Origin of the sequence: Mesorhizobium sp. M7A.F.Ca.CA.001.04.2.1, from assembly GCF_003998485.1 — a bacterium.
In the GTDB taxonomy this organism is placed as follows: domain Bacteria; phylum Pseudomonadota; class Alphaproteobacteria; order Rhizobiales; family Rhizobiaceae; genus Mesorhizobium; species Mesorhizobium ciceri.
Map to the genome: position 1 here is coordinate 1 of NZ_RZQT01000061.1, position 16,437 is coordinate 16,437.

The window sequence follows — 16,437 nt, forward strand, 5'->3', positions numbered from 1 at the left end:
CTATCGGTGTCGGCAGCGGTCGTTTCCGCTTGTGCATCGAAGAAGGTGCCGCCGCCTGAGATTTCCTATGACGCTGCCGACTTCAAACCGGCCGCGATCGAAAAAGCGCCGGAGAGGCCGATTAGAATTGTCGAGGTGCCAAAACCACTGCCGCTGCCTGGCCAAATGCAGCCCGAGCCCGGCAAGGCCGAGGACAAGCGCCCTCCTGAAGAACGCGTCGCTGATGCCAACAAAGCCGCGACCCAGCAACCCACCAAGTACGGGTATGTTAATGCAGTGCAAGTCTACCCCTTCACCGATGGCGCGCTTTATCAACTCTATGCCGCGCCGGAGCGCGTGACCGACATCGCTCTGCAGCCGGGCGAGAAACTAACCGCCGTGTCGGCTGGCGACACCGTGCGCTGGGTCATTGGCGATACCGCAAGCGGCACCGGTGACAATCAGCGCACCCATGTTCTGGTAAAACCCTTCGCGCCGGGTCTTGCCACCAATGTAGTCATTACGACGGACCGGCGGACCTATCATTTGCAGCTTCAAAGCACCGAGAAGACCGCAATGGCGGCAATCTCCTGGACCTACAGCCAAGACCAGATCATCGCGCTTCGCCAGCGCAATGCTCAAGCCGAGGCAGTTACACCGGTCGCGTCGAATATCGCGCTCGAAAACCTTCGCTTTCGCTACTCAATCAGTGGCGACACACCGCCCTGGAGACCGACGCGAGCCTTCGACGACGGCAGCAAGGTCTATATTGAGTTCCCTCGTCGCATAGATCAGGGCGAGGCGCCACCACTCTTCATCGTCGGCGCAGATGGGAGCAGCGAGCTCGTCAACTATCGCGTGCGCGGCAACTATTACATCGTCGATCGGCTCTTCGCCGCGGCCGAACTTCGCCTCGGCACCAAGCGGCAGCAGGTGATCCGCATCAGCAGGATTGACGGCAGGCAACCGCAACGGCGGATCTCGCTCTTTCGCGGCAGCCGGCGAGGTGAGGGCTCATGATCGAAAATTCCCGCTCTGGCATCCCGCCGAAACTGGATCCCGAGGAACTGCAGCTTCGGGCCTCTCCCCGCCGCGTGGTGCGGTTCAGGCGCGGTGTGATCATCGCGATCGCAGCGCTCGGATCCGGCGCTGTCTTCGGCGTTACCATGATCGCCCTCCAGGGGCCGGCCCTTCGCATCAGGGATCAGGCGGAAGATCTCTACAACACTCAGCGCAAACCAACCGCCGAGGGACTCGATACGCTTCCCCATGACTATTCCGGCATGAAGCCGAAGCCTCCCGTCCTTGGGCTACCTTTGCCGGGCGACCTCGGCCGCCCCATCCTCGAGCGGCAGCGCCAGCTCGGCATCGTGCCGGGCCAAGACATCTCGGCCGAGGAGCAGCGTCTAGCGCAGCAGGCGATCGAAGCGCGTGAATCGCGGGTGCTTTTCCGCGTCGAAAATCGAGCTCAACAGACAGATGTCGGAGAGAGCGTGCAAACTGCTCAGCATCCATTTGAGGCGCTTCCCCAATCCGAAGCAGGACGCGCGTCAGCCTCGGTGGCGGCGGCGGAAGGCGACCAGAACAATCAGCAGCGAAAGCTTGATTTTCTCAGCCAGCGGAGCACTGGCGGGATCTACAATCCGCATGCGCTTCAGACGCCGATCTCGCCATATCAACTGATGGCTGGCAGCGTGATTGCCGCCAGCCTGATCACCGGCATCAATTCCGATTTGCCGGGCCTTGTGGTCGCGCAAGTCACCGAAAATGTGCACGACACGGTCACGGGCAACATATTGCTGATTCCGCAGGGCTCACGTCTTATCGGCGTCTACGACAGCGTCGTCGCGTTCGGGCAAAAGCGAGCGCTGCTGGTCTGGCAGCGCATTCTGCTGCCCGACGGCTCGTCGGCCGAAATCGACAATCTGCCCGCGAGCGACACCGCCGGCTACGCAGGGCTGGAAGACAAAGTCGATTTCCACACTTGGCAGATGATCAAGGGAGTGGCGCTTGCCACATTGCTCGGTGTCGGCACAGAATTCAGCCTCGGCGAAAACGAGAGCGATCTGGTCAAGGCGATCCGGGAATCAGCCCAGCAGAACGCCAGTCGAGCCGGCCAGCGCATCACCGAAAAAAACCTCAATATCCAGCCCACCATCGTCGTCCGCCCAGGTTGGCCACTGCGCGTCATCGTGCACAAGGACATCGTGCTGCGGCCATACGCCAGTTGAGCAGGAGTTATCATGGCTGACCTGAAACTTGGAAAACTTCCGGACCGAACAGCTTCGAAGATCACCATTACCGTCAGCGCGGAGCTGAGCCAAACACTCAAGGAGTATGCTGCACTTTACCGTCAGACCTATGGTCAGTCTGAAACCGTGGCAGAACTCATCCCTTTCATGCTGGCGGCGTTTCTGGAAGGCGACCGAGCCTTTGCCAAGGCCAGAAAAGAACGTCTGCCGACGGAGCTTGCCGGAAAATCGTGACTCCTCCGCTAGGGCAGCTGGAACATTGCCTAGCTGTCGCGACCTACCTGCGAAGCATAGGATCAAACACCTTGAAATGCAGGTATGCGCAAGAGTGGATGTGGAAGGAGATACCGCGCAACAGCCTAAGTTTGCATTTTCGATTTTGATGCGGTAGTCGGCTATGAGCGGTCAAAACGAACGCAGCTGGTTCGCCGATCGACCAAACGGCGAGCGCACTGTGCTTTGCTCAGACCGCCACCGAGTGCCTCGCCGTTCCCCCTTTGAAATATGTATCGAACTTGGCCGCGATGGTTCGAATGAAGGGGCGACTTTCAGTCCGTACGAGGAAACTGTCACCATCGAATTCAAGCGCTCGGGCAGGATCGTGGAGTGCGATGGACCTCGAGCGATGAAGGAGCTGCTCGCCGGCTTTGCCGAACCGCTCCACCAGGTCGACTGCCGAGAAGGCAAAATCACACATCAGCCGCTCGATGATCCAGCCACGGACGCGATCGTCGTCGGAAAGGGCAACGCCGCGCACGGCAGCCAACCCGCCATCCGCAACCATGCGCCCGTACCCGGAAGTCGAAGCCATGTTCTGCACGTAGCCTTGGCGAAAACGACCGATGGACGAAGGGCCAAGTCCGATGAGTGTCGGGCAGCGATCCTCAGTGTAGCCCTGAAAATTGCGATGCAAAACCCCTGCGCGGGCCGCTATGGCCAGCGCATCGTCGGGCTTCGCGAAATGATCGAGTCCTATTGCCTCATATCCCTTGGCGACAATTGCCCGCGCCGCGAGTTGAGATTGGGCGAAACGCTCAGTGGGACTCGGCAGCCATGCCTCGTCGATCATCGTCTGATGCTTCTTGAACCAGGGCACATGTGCGTAGCCGAACAGGGCCATCCGGTCTGGCTCCAAGGTCAGTGCCTGCGCCACCGTGGAACAGATCGTCTCGCGTGTCTGATTCGGGAGCCCGTAGAGCAGGTCCAGATTGACCGATTCGACGCCCCGCGAACGAACCCCGTCGACGACTGCCTTGGTCTGCAAAAAACTCTGCTCACGATTAATTGCTTTTTGCACTTGCGGATCGAAATCCTGCACGCCGAGGCTCGCCCGCGTTACGCCGATTTGAGCAAGTGCATCAAGGCGCGCCTTGTCCATGTCGTTGGTTTCGATTTCGATGCTGACCGTAGCATCCGGGAGAAGGTCGAAGCTGTCCCGCAAGGCCGCTCCAAGAGCAACCATATCATCGGGCCTCAGAATAGTTGGCGAACCGCCACCGAAGTGGATTGCACGGACATGTGCCTTGCCGCTCACCAGACCGGCAATCGTGACGATTTCGGCATTCAGCGAGCGCAGATAAGCGGCCACCGGCTCATATTGGTGCGTCTGCTTGGTGTGGCAGGCGCAGAACCAGCAGAGCTTGTCGCAGTAAGGAATGTGCAGGTACAGCGAGATTTCGTCGCCGCTTTCCAGCGTCTCCAACCAGCCACGGTAAATGGCAGCATCGATCCCCGAATGGAAATGCGGCGCCGTCGGATAGCTGGTGTAGCGTGGGACGTTCTCGCTGAGTTTGACAGCTATTTCCGATTGCATCTCGCGTTCACCGTGTTGCCCGCCGGAACACTGCACGCATCGCTGAAGCAGACCCTGATCTCGATCAGCCGCGCTCATGGACAAACCGCCGCAGGATTTCTCTACCCTGGATGGGTATCCTGCCGGCAGTTAGGATCGGGTAAGGCGAACGCATGACCTTTCGGCAAGACATTCATAGTTCCGGCATTCCTGTTCTTTGCTTCCCTTGCGAGGCACGGCGTCGCGGTGTCTGCGGTGCGCTCGATCCAGACAATTTGGTTGGGCTCGCCAAGACTTGCTCGCGTCGCCGGATCGAGTCAGGAATGGAGTTGACCGGCGAGGCACAGAACGTCGACAGCTACTCCAACGTGCTTTCAGGCGTGGTAAAGCTATCAAAGAGCCTGTCGGATGGGCGCCAGCAGATCGTCGGTCTCCAGTTTGCACCGGATTTTCTGGGACGTCCTTTCAAGGAGGAAAGCTCGATCAATGCGGAAGCGGCAACAGCAGTCACGCTGTGTTCGTTTCCGCGAGCGGCCGTCGAACGGATGATGAAGGCGTCACGGGAATTCGAGCATCGCCTGCTCAAACAGACGCTGAATGAACTCGATGAGGCGCGCGAGTGGATGGTGACGCTGGGGCGCAAGACAGCTCCGGAAAAGGTGGCGACTTTTCTCCTCATGATGGCCCGGAATATCGATTCCAGTCTCGATGCGGCTTCCGGGTCGGCCTCCTTCGATCTGCCGCTGACGCGTGCCGAAATGTCTGATTTCCTTGGAATCACCAGCGAGACCGTGAGCCGCCAACTGACGCGATTGCGGGCTGACGGGGTGATTCGGATTGAGAACGCACGCCATGTGACGGTGGACAGCATAAGCCGTCTGGAGAAGCGCTGTGGCGGCGGACGCGAGCGGCCCTAAGCGGCGAGGCCATGTCGCATGACTCCGGGGCGGGCCGTGTTTGCCTTTTAATGCGATGTCGCCGCGCCTTCGACGAAGCGGCGTCACGGTCGAGACAAACAGCTTTCGGCCTTTGATAGGAACGTGACCAATCGCCAGGTGTGTTTCGGCACATACCGGCGAAGCATGGTCCTTAATCTGCCACGGCTCGGCGGAACGATCGCGTTCGTTTCCAATGGGATCCGAACAACGTTTGGCAGGGCATCGGCAATAGCATCCAACGCGCGCAGAGCCTCAGCTTTCGCCTCAGCGATCGCGTCTGCGCCCGCCCAACCCAGGGAACGCCTTCCATGAGGGGGTGAGCCCGCGCTGCGTTCCTCGTTCATTCGCCACCTGCTGATTGCGCCGCACAAAATCGTGCGGCCTGACATAGATCAGGGCGAGGGGGCGGCGGCTGCGCGATTAGTGCGCTGCGGATTTGGCATCCACCAGATTCGAGATCGGGATCTGCAATGAAATTCGGCACAGAGATCGTCCTTCTAAGCGTGTTCGCTTTTGCGGCCCTGGTGGCCGCCGGCTTCGGCGTGGATGAACCTTTCCGCCGACACATGTGGGTGTTGTTCTTCGCAGTGGCTGGTTTCACTGCGATCCTGTTGCGCAACACGGAGTTCAGGCCAGCAGCTCCGATTGACCCATCCGCTTACATGGATGGTCCGATCCGCTACGGCGCGATCGCCACCGTGTTCTGGGGTGTCGTCGGCATGCTGGTCGGCGTGGTGATCGCGCTGCAGCTCGCCTACCCCGATCTCAACATCCAGCCCTGGTTCAATTTCGGTCGTTTGCGGCCGTTGCACACATCCGGTGTCGTTTTCGCCTTCGGCGGCAACGCGCTGCTTTGCACGTCTCTGTATGTCGTGCAGCGCACCTGCCGCGCGCGCCTCTTCGGCCGTGATCTCGCCTGGTTCGTCTTCTGGGGCTACCAGCTTTTCATCGTCATGGCCGCGACCGGCTACCTGCTCGGCATCACCGAGGGCCGCGAGTACGCCGAACCCGAATGGTATGTGGATGTCTGGCTGACCATCGTCTGGGTCGCCTACCTCATTCTGTTCCTTGGCACGATCCTGAAGCGCAAGGAACCGCATATCTACGTGGCCAACTGGTTCTACCTGTCGTTCATCGTGACCATCGCGATGCTGCATGTGGTCAACAACCTGTCCATACCAGTCTCGTTCCTGGGCTCCAAGAGCTACTCCGCCTTTTCAGGGGTCCAGGACGCCTTGACGCAATGGTGGTACGGCCACAACGCGGTCGGCTTCTTTCTCACCGCCGGCTTCCTCGGCATGATGTATTATTTCGTGCCCAAGCAGGCGAACCGGCCAGTCTATTCGTACCGGCTGTCGATCGTCCATTTCTGGGCTATCATCTTTCTCTACATCTGGGCCGGGCCGCATCACCTGCACTACACCGCCTTGCCCGATTGGGCGCAGACGCTCGGCATGGTGTTCTCGATCATGCTGTGGATGCCGTCCTGGGGCGGCATGATCAACGGCCTGATGACGCTGTCCGGCGCCTGGGACAAGCTGCGCACCGATCCGATCATACGCATGATGGTGATGGCCGTCGCCTTCTATGGCATGTCGACCTTCGAAGGCCCCATCATGGCGATCCGGGCGGTCAATTCGCTGTCGCATTATACCGACTGGACCATCGGGCACGTCCATTCGGGTGCGCTCGGCTGGGTCGGCATGATCTCGTTCGGCGCGATCTACTACATGGTCCCGAAGCTCTGGAACCGTCAACGGCTCTACTCGCTGAGGCTCGTCACCTGGCACTTCTGGCTGGCGACACTCGGGATCGTCGTCTACGCCGCGGTGATGTGGGTGTCCGGCATCATGCAGGGCCTGATGTGGCGCGAATATGGCGAGCAGGGCTTCCTCGTCTACTCCTTCGCCGAAACCGTCGCCGCCATGCACCCCTACTATGTCATGCGCGCCATCGGCGGCGCCATGTACCTCTCCGGCGCCCTGATCATGGCCTGGAACATCACCAGGACCATCCTCGGCCACCAGCGCGAGGAGGAGCCGATGCCGAGCCCCGTCGCCATCCGACCTGCGCGATCAGGAGCCAGGTAATGGGCTTGATGGACAAACACGCAATCATCGAGAAGAACGCCACGCTTCTTCTCGTTGGCTCGCTGCTCGTGGTGACGGTCGGCGGCATCGTCGAGATCGCGCCTCTCTTCTATCTCGACAATACGATCGAGAAGGTGGAAGGCATGCGCCCCTATTCGCCGCTCGAACTTGTCGGGCGCAACATCTATATGCGCGAGGGCTGCTACCTCTGTCATAGCCAGATGATCAGGCCGTTCCGCGACGAAGTTGAGCGCTATGGCCACTACAGCCTGGCTGCCGAGTCCATGTACGATCACCCCTTCCAGTGGGGATCGAAGCGCACCGGGCCGGATCTCGCCAGAGTTGGCGACCGCTACTCGAATGCATGGCATGTCGCGCATCTTACCGACCCGCGCTCGGTGGTGCCGGAATCGATCATGCCGAGCTATGGGTTCCTGAAAGACACGCCGATCGACGTGAAGGATTTCTCGACGCATCTGGTCGCCAACAGGCTTGTAGCCGTCCCTTACACGGATGACATGATCGCCCACGCCAATGCGGATCTGGGGGCGCAGGCCGATCCCAATGCCGACACATCAGGCCTTGAGGCGCGTTACCCAAAAGCCAAGATCGGCGACTTCGACGGCAACCCGCAACAGGTCACCGAAATGGATGCCCTGCTCGCCTACCTGCAGATGCTTGGCACACTGGTCGACTTCAAAAATTACGACGAAGCCGCCGGCTACCGCTGAGGAGAACGCTGATGACCTACAATTTGATGCGGGCGTTTGCCGACAGCTGGGGCCTGGTTGCGATGGCGCTGTTCTTCGTGGGGTGCATCGCCTTTGCCCTACGCCCCGGCAGCCGAAGGCTGGCCGACGAAGCGGCCCGCATTCCGCTCGAGGACGAGTGATCATGAGCGACGAGCATATCGATGAAATCTCTGGCGTCTCGACCACCGGCCACGAATGGGATGGTATCCGGGAGCTGAACAACCCGCTTCCCAGATGGTGGGTCATCACTTTTTACGTCACCATTGTCTGGGCGATAGGCTACACCATTGCCTATCCAGCATGGCCTCTGTTGCACTCGGCGACAACGGGTGTGCTCGGCTATTCCAGCCGCAACGAGGTCAGGAACGAGCTGACCGCGGCTGAGGCCGCCAAGGGCAAATATATCTCGGCGGTGGAGTCCAAGAGCGTCTCGGAAATCGCCGCGGACGACGGCCTGCGCGAATTCGCAATCGCCGCCGGTGGCGCCGCTTTCAAGGTCAATTGCGTACAATGTCACGGCTCCGGCGCCCAGGGTTCCAAGGGCTTTCCCAATCTCAACGACGACGACTGGCTATGGGGCGGCAAGGCCGAGCAGATCCAGCAGACGATTACGCACGGCATCCGCTTTGCGACTGATGCGGAAACGCGGCTGTCGGAAATGCCGGCCTTCGGCGACATCATTACCGCCGACCAGATCGCACAAGTCAGCGCCTACGTGGCCAGCCTTTCCGGCAAGGTCCGCGATGCAAGTCTGATCCAACCCGGCGCCAAGGTCTTTGCCGAGAATTGCGTGGCCTGTCACGGCGACAATGCAAAAGGCAACAGGGAATTCGGCGCCCCCGACCTGACCGATGCGATCTGGCTCTATGGATCCGGTGAGACAGCCATCGCCGCACAGGTCCGTGCGCCAAAACAGGGCGTCATGCCGGCCTGGGTTGGCCGTCTCGGCGAGATCAAGGTCAAGGAACTTGCAGTTTATGTCCATTCGCTTGGCGGCGGAGAATAGGAATGGAAGCCCTATTCTTCGGTCCCCCCTGCCAAGCGGACGAGGCCTGGCGTGAGCCGGGCCTCGACACCATCCCTAATGCGATCTGCACAACCCGGCAAGGCTATCCTACGGCGAGGCTTTACGACAGGTGCCCCTGACATCGGCTGGGAAAGTGGAGTTGCACATGCGTGACAAGACGCAGTTGACAGGGCTCGAAACAGAAACTGTCAATTCCGCCAAAACCCGCAAGCCGCTTTATGCCGCGCGTCAAAAGATCTTTCCGAAGCGCGCCTCGGGCAACTTTCGTCGCTTCAAATGGCTGGTGATGACGATCACACTTGGCATCTATTACCTGGCTGCGTGGCTGCCTTGGGCTCGCGGTCCATTTGCCCCGGACCAGGCAGTCCTGCTCGATCTCGCGAACCGGCGCTTCTACTTCTTCTTCATCGAGATATGGCCCCAGGAATTCTTCTATGTGGCCGGCCTCCTGGTCATGGCGGGCGTCGGTCTTTTCCTGATCACCTCGACTGTCGGCCGTGCCTGGTGCGGCTATGCATGCCCTCAGACGGTGTGGGTCGATCTGTTCCTCGTCGTCGAACGTGCGATCGAGGGGGACCGTAACGCCCGCATGAAGCTCGATGCAGGTCCCTGGACCGCGCGCAAGCTCATGCTGCGCGTGTTCAAGCACACCATCTGGCTCGTCATAGGCGCGGCGACTGGCGGCGCCTGGATCTTCTATTTTGCCGATGCGCCGACGCTGGTCGGCGAACTCTTCACCGGCACCGCGGCGCCCGTCGCCTACATCACCGTCGCCGTCCTGACGGCGACCACCTACACGTTCGGCGGGCTGATGCGAGAACAGGTCTGCACCTATATGTGCCCATGGCCGCGCATCCAGGCGGCCATGCTCGACGAAAGTTCGCTCACCGTCACCTACAATGACTGGCGCGGCGAACCGCGTTCTCGCCATGCGAAGAAGGTGCAAGCTGCAGGGCAGTCCGTCGGCGACTGCGTCGACTGCAATGCCTGCGTCGCGGTCTGCCCGATGGGGATCGACATTCGCGATGGCCAGCAGCTCGAATGCATCACCTGCGCGCTCTGCATCGACGCCTGTGACGGCGTCATGGACAAGCTCGGCAAGGAGCGCGGGCTGATCTCCTACGCGACGCTCTCCGACTACAACACCAATATGATGCTGGCAACCGCGGGCGGCTCCAGTTCAGTCAACCCGTCGCTGGTCAGGACCGCTGATGGCCTGTTCTCCGACAAGGTAGCGCATTTCCACATCCGCAAGATCTTTCGGCCGCGCACCTACGTCTACATGGGCTTGTGGTCGCTGATCGGCCTCGGCCTGCTCTATTCCCTGCTGACGCGCGACCGGCTCGAACTAAACGTGTTGCATGATCGCAATCCTCAGTTCGTCACGCTGTCCGACGGCTCCATCCGCAATGGCTATACCGTCAAGCTGCTCAACATGATCCCGGAGCCGCGGACGCTCGTCGTCACGATCCAAGGCCTGGATGGAGCTGACATGAGCGTGGTCGGCGAAGATATCCCGGCAGGCCGCTCATTCGCCATTCCGGTCGAACCCGACCGCCTGAAAATGCTGAAAGTCTTCGTGCGCCAGCCCGCGGGCCAGATCCGCGCGCCGGCGCAGACTTTCAAGTTCCGCGTCGAGGACAGAGCCAGCTTCGAATCGAACGAGTACACCGCCACCTTCAACGCGCCGGAGGCCCCCAGATGACTGCCAATGTACAAAAGCCTCGTGAATTTACCGGCAGGCACATGCTGGCCATCATCCTCGCCTTTTTCGGCGTGATCATCGCGGTCAATTTGACCATGGCGACGCTCGCCAGCACAAGCTGGACTGGCCTCGTCGTCGAAAACACCTATGTGGCGAGCCAGCAATTCAACAAGAAGGCCACGGAAGGACGGGCACAGGCAGCCCTTGGCTGGACCGGCAAGCTGACCATCGCATGGGGTGAAGTCCGCTACAGCCTCACCGATGCCGCTGGCAAGCCGGTTCCCCTGCACGGCGTCAAGGTGCTGTTTCGCCATCCCGCGTACGAGAAGGAGGACAAGTCGGTCACCCTCGCACCCGCCTCGGGCCAGGAATTCGCAGCCCAGCACATGCCGAAGGACGGCGTCTGGATTGTCGAAGTCGACGCCGACGCCGGTCTGGATAAACCGTATCGCGACGTCCGCAGGATCATGATTTCCCATGGAGCGCTGCAATGAGTTGTTGTGCACCGGGCGCCGAAATGGCGCTTGATCTGGGCAGCACCACGTCGGTCCTGCCGTCTAGTCAGGAGATCAGGCTGGCGAGCCGATCGCTTGGCGATGATCTCCGCCAAACCGATCTTTCGGTGCCGAGCGTTCATTGCGCAGCTTGTATCCAGACGATCGAGACGGCGTTGGGAACGCTCGATCGCGTCGAGAGCGCCCGCGTCAACCTGTCGACGAAACGGGTCTCGGTCCGCTGGCGTGGCGACGAGGTTCCACCGTTCGTCGCCGCGCTTGGACGGCTCGGCTACCAGGCGCATCTCTTCGCCCCCGAGATTGATGAAAAGGACAGGACGCTTTCGGAGTTGATCCGCGCCGTCGCGGTTGCCGGGTTCGCGGCGGGCAATATCATGCTGCTTTCGGTCTCTGTCTGGTCCGGTGCCGAAGGCGCTACCCGCGACCTGTTCCACTGGGTCTCTGCGCTTATCGCCATCCCTGCACTCGCCTTCGCCGGCGGCATCTTCTTCCGCTCGGCCTGGAATGCGTTGCGCCACGGCCGCATGAACATGGACGTGCCGATCGCGGTCGGGGTGTCGCTTGCCTACGCCATGAGCCTCTATGAGACGATCAACCATGGCGACCATGCTTATTTCGATGCATCGGTGTCGCTGCTGTTCTTCCTGTTGATCGGCCGCACGTTGGATCACGTGATGCGCGAACGTGCCCGGATCGCCGTGAAAGGCCTGTCCCAGTTGGCCGCACGTGGCGCCATGGTGCTGCGCGGCGACGGCGCACGCGACTATCTGCCGGTTGGCGAGATCGAACCAGGGATGCAGCTGCTGATTGCTGCCGGCGAAAGGATACCCGTCGACGGCAAAATCATTCAAGGGGCATCGGATCTGGACTGTTCGCTTGTCTCGGGCGAGAGCACGCCTCGAAGCGTTGCAGCAGGCGAAGCCGTGCAGGCTGGTGTCCTCAACCTAACCGGCCCGCTGACGATTGAGGCGACAGCCGCCGCGAAAGATTCGTTTCTGGCGGAAATGGTTCGGCTCATGGAAGCCGCAGAGGGCGGCCGCGCGCATTATCGCCGGATCGCCGATCGCGTTTCAGCGCTCTATGCCCCGGTGGTTCATCTCACAGCCTTCGCGACGTTCCTTGGCTGGATGGCGGTGACCGGCGACTGGCATAGGGCGATAACCATCGCCATTGCCGTTCTGATCATCACCTGCCCGTGCGCGCTCGGCCTCGCCGTACCGATCGTTCAGGTGGTCGCCGCGCGGCGTCTGTTCGAGAACGGCATCATGGTCAAGGACGGTTCGGCCATGGAGCGCCTGGCGACGATTGATAACGCAGTGTTCGACAAGACCGGAACGCTCACGCTCGGACAACCCCGGCTCCTCAATGCATCGTCGATCGATCCGGCCATGCTGGCAATCGCGGCAGACATGGCCGCGCACTCGCGTCACCCGTTTTCAAAGGCCATAACCGGCTTTGCCGCTCCTGGCGGGCAACACAAATTCGATGCCGTCACAGAGCATCCGGGGTTCGGGATCGAAGCCACTGTCGCCGGAAGCATCTGGCGGCTGGGTCGACGCGGATGGGCTGGATGGAAGGCCCGGACCGGTGGTGAAGGCAACCATGGCTATGGCGGAACGGTGCTGACAAAAGACGGGTTCATTGTCGCGACCTTCGATTTCGAGGATGCGCTGCGCGCCGACGCGGCGGCGGCGATCAAGCGATTGAACGATACTGGGGTGTCGATGCAAATGCTGTCGGGCGATACCGCAGGTGCCTGCGGCGAAGTTGCAAGAATGCTGGGTGTCGACGACTTCGTTCCGTGCCTGCTGCCGTCGGGCAAGGTCGAGCGCATCGAGACCCTGGCGAAAGACGGACACAAGGTTCTGATGGTTGGCGACGGCCTCAACGACACGCCGGCGCTGAGCGCGGCGCATGTCTCGATCGCTCCGGCCACCGCCGCCGACATTGGCCGCAATGCCGCCGACTTCGTATTCCTGCGCGAAAGCCTTCTGGCAGTGCCTCTCGCGCTGGACGTCTCGCGCAAGGCGGGACACCTGATCCGCCAGAACATCGCGATTGCGATCGTCTACAATGCCGTCGCCGTGCCGATCGCCATCCTGGGCCACGCCACGCCTTTGTTAGCGGCGATTGCCATGTCTGCCTCATCGGTGCTTGTTATTGGAAACGCATTGCGCTTGCACGGCTTCGGGGCGAATGCGACGCTGCAAGTTATTCAAAAAGTCGGACGCTCCGCAGTCAGCTATTCGGCATAATCCTCGTGACGACGTTGCTCTATCTCATACCAGTGGCCCTTTTTCTGGGTGCACTGGGTGTGTCCGGCTTCGTCTGGGCATTGCGAAGCGGTCAATACGAAGATCTCGACGGAGCCGCCGAGCGGATACTAATTGATCGGGACGACAAACCGGAACGCTGATTTCAATCCGCTGTGCATAAGATGCGCGGATCGCGCTCGTCAGTCGAGCCGGCTCGGTCGGGAACAAGCTGTCCATGCTCCATGCTCCATGCTCCATGACCATCTTGACCTAAGCTGCACACTACATTTGTGAAAAGCCTCTGTCGTGCGAAGGACTGCCTACCATTGCACCCAGTATGAGGCGGCTGATGCCACGAGAGTACCTCGCGTGGCCGGACGAGAGCTTGGCAATGTGCGCACGGGTTCCAAAGTGGAACGTCACGGTCGATCACCTGACCGTGAACCGCCAGTGCCGATTGGTCATGTCTGGCTGATCCAGATCAGGGTCATACTCATCGGTGTGGTCTATTGACCAGTCTTCGACGGAGAAATGCATGACTTACGGAAAGATTGGTCGTCATTATCAGCACCTTCACGGTTCTGGGTTTTCTGTCGTGTGGTCGGCCATGCCTTGTGCTTACGGCGCAGCCATTAGCTGACCGGCGTCGTGTGTATCTCGCTTGCTGGCTGACCATCCGCGTGGCTGCGCGGACAGGGGGGCCGATCAACAGCTTTCGCCTTTGATGGGTTGTGTGCGTCGTTGCCGATCCATCCCGATTCCCGGCCCGCGCCTTGAGGCTATGCGACGGTACCGGAACCCAGCGCACGTCACGCGGTTCCGCGCGCGTGGTGTCCGCTCGTCACGACGATGAACGAACAAGCGGCTGGAGTACCATGAACACCGTACACATCATCGACTGCCACAATGCAAATGACTACTTCGCCGACAGGCAAGAGGGACCGATCGTGCAGCACTTGTTAAAGGCTGTCAACATCCGCGCGGAGCTCCACATGGCGTTGAACCGAACGAAATTTGGTGAGGCTGTAGTACGAGCGATGGAGGCGGAGTGCGACGTGCTTCACATCGCCGGGCACGGCAATGGTGACGGGATCGCTTCGTCCAGTGGGCGAAGTGGCCTTCTTTGGGCTGACTTCGTAAAAATGTTCCAGGGCTCGCATCCAGCGCCGAAGATCCTCGTGATGTCAACGTGCTGCGGAGCATCATCGGGGTTGGGACGTGCGTTTTCGAGATCGATCAACCGTCCGAAGTTGATCATTGGTTCGAGTGACGCGCGCTATTTCGACGACTATGTCGCCGCGTGGGCTTTGCTCTATCGGCGACTGAATTGCAAGGACATCGACATCGAAGCCATGCAGCAGGTTCTTGATGAGATATGCGCGGTCGTGGATAAAAGTTTCCGCTACCTTGGCTGGGATGACGAGAGAGAGCGCTACGTTCGATACCCTCACCCTCGCAAGAGAGCCCGCTTCGACGTCGTGGAGCGTGAGTAGTATGCGCAAGGGTTCCAGGTGGAATGTGGCGATCGATGCGGCGCGGCCGTCGCTGACCAGCGTCGCGAGTGTCTCGCTTGCTGGCGGCGATCTGCGCGGCTGCGCGGCGAAAGGGCGGGATCGGTTAGCCGCATCCACCTCTGAGCGCTTTGAGTGCTTCGTTGCCGATCGATGCGAATCTCCCGGCCCAGCGCCTTTAGGCAATGCGGCGGGCACGGAGCTCATGTCACTCGGCTCAGTTTCACCGTTACACGAGGATAGGCGACCGGATGGCGGCACGCTGATGGGCTCTGACGATAATTTTGACATCGTTGTCGTTGGAGCCGGCCCGGTCGGCCTTTCGTTCGCTGCGTCGCTTGCCCAAAGCGAACTCAAGGTGGCAGTTGTTGAACAGAACACATTCGATAGTCTGGCGAATCCGGCTTTCGATGGTCGCGAAATCGCGCTGACCAACGCTTCGATCAGAACCCTTCGCGAGCTCGGCGCCTGGGATGTCATTCCGGCTTCGGACAAATCAGCACTTCAAGGCGCGCGCGTGCTCAACGGCTCGAGCGCATTCGCTCTTCGTTTCGATCCTCCCAGCAACTCTGGAGAACCGCTGGGGGTTTTGGTTCCAAATTGCCGGATCCGCGAGGCGCTGTTCAAAATCGTCCGCTTGCAGGATCGCGCCCGGCTGTTGTGCGGCCACTCGGTCGTCGATGCAACAAACAGCCAAGAAGGAGCAGTCGTAACGCTCTCTAATGGCGCGCGTTTAACTGCTCGGCTGGTTGTTGCCGCGGATTCGCGTTTGTCCGCCACGCGTGATCTGCTAGGCATCGGCGCCGATATCAACCGGCTTGGCCACTCGATGCTGATTTGCCGAGTGAGGCACGAGCGCGCCCACCACCAGATCGCCATCGAATGGTTCGATCACCATCAGACGATAGCGATATTGCCCCTAGCGGAGGGCATGTCGTCGCTGCTGCTCACATTGCGCTCAAACGAGGCCTATAGACTGCTTGCCTTCGATGATGATTTGTTCCTGTCGGAGTTGACGAAACGGTGTCGAGGGCGCCTTGGAAAAATGACCTTGGCAAGCAAGCGCCACACCTATCCGCTGGTCACGACCTGGGCGCACAAATTCCGGGCGCCGAGCGCCGCACTCATCGGCGACGCTGCCATCGGCATGCACCCGGTGACCGCTCACGGGTTCAACATCGGTCTCAGCAGCCAGAAGCAACTCGCCCGTGGAATCATGACTGCGTGCCGCGACGGCCGCAATGTTGGCGACCCCGACATGCTGCATATATACGAAAGGCGGCTGCGCCTGTCGGCGGCGCCGCTCTACCATGCAACGAACATATTGGTTGGACTCTACTCCAGAGACCACCTGGCGGCACGGCTTGCAAGGCATCTGGGGCTTCGCTTTGCCCAACATGTTCCCCTTGTCCGGCATGGGATTTCGGCGGAGCTCCAGCGGTGATACTGCACCAGCAGTCGCATTTTTGCGCGTGCTGGGCGAGCGATGGGAGAGAGTGCATGATGCACCGGAGTAATCCTGCTCCCCGACGCTGATCTCCGATTGAAGAATTAACCCGTCCTTCAGGGGGGCTGCATAGGCTGCGGACAAGCAGGAGTAAGCAAGCTGACCCGTCCAGCC

Annotated in this window: 15 protein-coding genes; 14 read left to right on the forward strand and 1 reads right to left on the reverse strand. The window is 60.5% G+C overall.

Features of this window, described 5'->3' with window-relative positions:
• The 3 genes from trbG to EN955_RS19700 all read left to right on the forward strand — a co-directional run.
• On the forward strand, positions 1–999 hold a 999-nt coding region (gene trbG, locus EN955_RS19690), incomplete at its 5' end, for a P-type conjugative transfer protein TrbG (protein ID WP_245492841.1).
• Complete coding sequence (locus EN955_RS19695) at positions 996–2,210, forward strand: TrbI/VirB10 family protein (RefSeq protein WP_024502858.1); 1,215 nt, start codon at positions 996–998, stop codon at positions 2,208–2,210. The genes trbG and EN955_RS19695, both read left to right, overlap by 4 nt.
• Before the next feature lie 12 nt (positions 2,211–2,222).
• Positions 2,223–2,465, forward strand: coding sequence for a DUF2274 domain-containing protein (locus tag EN955_RS19700; protein ID WP_024502859.1), 243 nt, complete (start codon positions 2,223–2,225; stop codon positions 2,463–2,465).
• A 229-nt stretch (positions 2,466–2,694) separates the two neighbouring features.
• On the opposite strand, the gene hemN is transcribed toward EN955_RS19700, so the two are convergent.
• Positions 2,695–4,044 carry an oxygen-independent coproporphyrinogen III oxidase gene (gene hemN, locus EN955_RS19705; RefSeq protein WP_024502860.1) on the reverse strand — a complete coding sequence of 450 codons (1,350 nt, stop codon included), beginning with the start codon at positions 4,042–4,044 and terminating at the stop codon, positions 2,695–2,697.
• 152 nt (positions 4,045–4,196) lie between these two features.
• Here hemN and EN955_RS19710 point away from each other — a divergent pair, with 152 nt between their 5' ends.
• The 11 genes from EN955_RS19710 to ubiM all read left to right on the forward strand — a co-directional run bounded on the left by EN955_RS19710 (position 4,197) and on the right by ubiM (position 16,260).
• Positions 4,197–4,940 (forward strand): Crp/Fnr family transcriptional regulator, encoded by a 744-nt coding sequence (locus tag EN955_RS19710; protein WP_024502861.1) that lies wholly within the window; start codon positions 4,197–4,199, stop codon positions 4,938–4,940.
• Between the two features lie 491 nt (positions 4,941–5,431).
• On the forward strand, positions 5,432–7,051 hold the full coding sequence (gene ccoN / locus EN955_RS19715; RefSeq protein ID WP_024502862.1) for a cytochrome-c oxidase, cbb3-type subunit I: 1,620 nt from the start codon (positions 5,432–5,434) through the stop codon (positions 7,049–7,051).
• Entirely contained in the window at positions 7,051–7,782 is a 732-nt protein-coding gene (gene ccoO / locus EN955_RS19720) for a cytochrome-c oxidase, cbb3-type subunit II (RefSeq protein ID WP_024502863.1), read from the forward strand. Before ccoN ends, ccoO begins: the two co-directional genes overlap by 1 nt.
• Positions 7,783–7,793: 11 nt before the next feature.
• A complete protein-coding gene (locus EN955_RS19725; protein WP_024502864.1) occupies positions 7,794–7,943 on the forward strand; it encodes a cbb3-type cytochrome c oxidase subunit 3 in 150 nt (49 codons plus the stop codon).
• A gap of 2 nt (positions 7,944–7,945) precedes the next feature.
• A complete protein-coding gene (gene ccoP, locus EN955_RS19730) occupies positions 7,946–8,809 on the forward strand; it encodes a cytochrome-c oxidase, cbb3-type subunit III (RefSeq protein ID WP_024502865.1) in 864 nt (287 codons plus the stop codon).
• Between the two features lie 166 nt (positions 8,810–8,975).
• Positions 8,976–10,535, forward strand: coding sequence for a cytochrome c oxidase accessory protein CcoG (ccoG, locus tag EN955_RS19735; RefSeq protein WP_024502866.1), 1,560 nt, complete (start codon positions 8,976–8,978; stop codon positions 10,533–10,535).
• Entirely contained in the window at positions 10,532–11,029 is a 498-nt protein-coding gene (locus EN955_RS19740; protein ID WP_024502867.1) for a FixH family protein, read from the forward strand. Before ccoG ends, EN955_RS19740 begins: the two co-directional genes overlap by 4 nt.
• Positions 11,026–13,305, forward strand: a complete 2,280-nt coding sequence (locus EN955_RS19745) for a cation-translocating P-type ATPase (RefSeq protein WP_024502868.1) — start codon at positions 11,026–11,028, stop codon at positions 13,303–13,305. The genes EN955_RS19740 and EN955_RS19745 overlap by 4 nt, the downstream gene beginning before the upstream one ends.
• A 5-nt stretch (positions 13,306–13,310) precedes the next feature.
• Entirely contained in the window at positions 13,311–13,466 is a 156-nt protein-coding gene (gene ccoS, locus EN955_RS19750; protein ID WP_081714250.1) for a cbb3-type cytochrome oxidase assembly protein CcoS, read from the forward strand.
• Positions 13,467–14,180: 714 nt separating this feature from the next.
• The gene (locus tag EN955_RS19755; protein ID WP_024502869.1) at positions 14,181–14,798 is read left to right on the forward strand and encodes a hypothetical protein; all 618 of its coding nucleotides are present in this window, start codon (positions 14,181–14,183) and stop codon (positions 14,796–14,798) included.
• A gap of 280 nt (positions 14,799–15,078) precedes the next feature.
• Positions 15,079–16,260, forward strand: coding sequence for a 5-demethoxyubiquinol-8 5-hydroxylase UbiM (ubiM, locus tag EN955_RS19760; protein ID WP_024502870.1), 1,182 nt, complete (start codon positions 15,079–15,081; stop codon positions 16,258–16,260).
• Positions 16,261–16,437: the final 177 nt, after the last annotated feature.

What these genes read in the sequence shown, in the direction of transcription:
- EN955_RS19695 (WP_024502858.1), top strand. Translation starts at nt 996, where the DNA reads ATGATCGAAAATTCCCGCTCTGGCATCCCGCCGAAACTGGATCCCGAG.
- EN955_RS19700 (WP_024502859.1), top strand. Translation starts at nt 2,223, where the DNA reads ATGGCTGACCTGAAACTTGGAAAACTTCCGGACCGAACAGCTTCGAAG.
- hemN (WP_024502860.1), bottom strand. Translation starts at nt 4,044, where the DNA reads ATGCAATCGGAAATAGCTGTCAAACTCAGCGAGAACGTCCCACGCTAC.
- EN955_RS19710 (WP_024502861.1), top strand. Translation starts at nt 4,197, where the DNA reads ATGACCTTTCGGCAAGACATTCATAGTTCCGGCATTCCTGTTCTTTGC.
- ccoN (WP_024502862.1), top strand. Translation starts at nt 5,432, where the DNA reads ATGAAATTCGGCACAGAGATCGTCCTTCTAAGCGTGTTCGCTTTTGCG.
- ccoO (WP_024502863.1), top strand. Translation starts at nt 7,051, where the DNA reads ATGGGCTTGATGGACAAACACGCAATCATCGAGAAGAACGCCACGCTT.
- EN955_RS19725 (WP_024502864.1), top strand. Translation starts at nt 7,794, where the DNA reads ATGACCTACAATTTGATGCGGGCGTTTGCCGACAGCTGGGGCCTGGTT.
- ccoP (WP_024502865.1), top strand. Translation starts at nt 7,946, where the DNA reads ATGAGCGACGAGCATATCGATGAAATCTCTGGCGTCTCGACCACCGGC.
- ccoG (WP_024502866.1), top strand. Translation starts at nt 8,976, where the DNA reads ATGCGTGACAAGACGCAGTTGACAGGGCTCGAAACAGAAACTGTCAAT.
- EN955_RS19740 (WP_024502867.1), top strand. Translation starts at nt 10,532, where the DNA reads ATGACTGCCAATGTACAAAAGCCTCGTGAATTTACCGGCAGGCACATG.
- EN955_RS19745 (WP_024502868.1), top strand. Translation starts at nt 11,026, where the DNA reads ATGAGTTGTTGTGCACCGGGCGCCGAAATGGCGCTTGATCTGGGCAGC.
- EN955_RS19755 (WP_024502869.1), top strand. Translation starts at nt 14,181, where the DNA reads ATGAACACCGTACACATCATCGACTGCCACAATGCAAATGACTACTTC.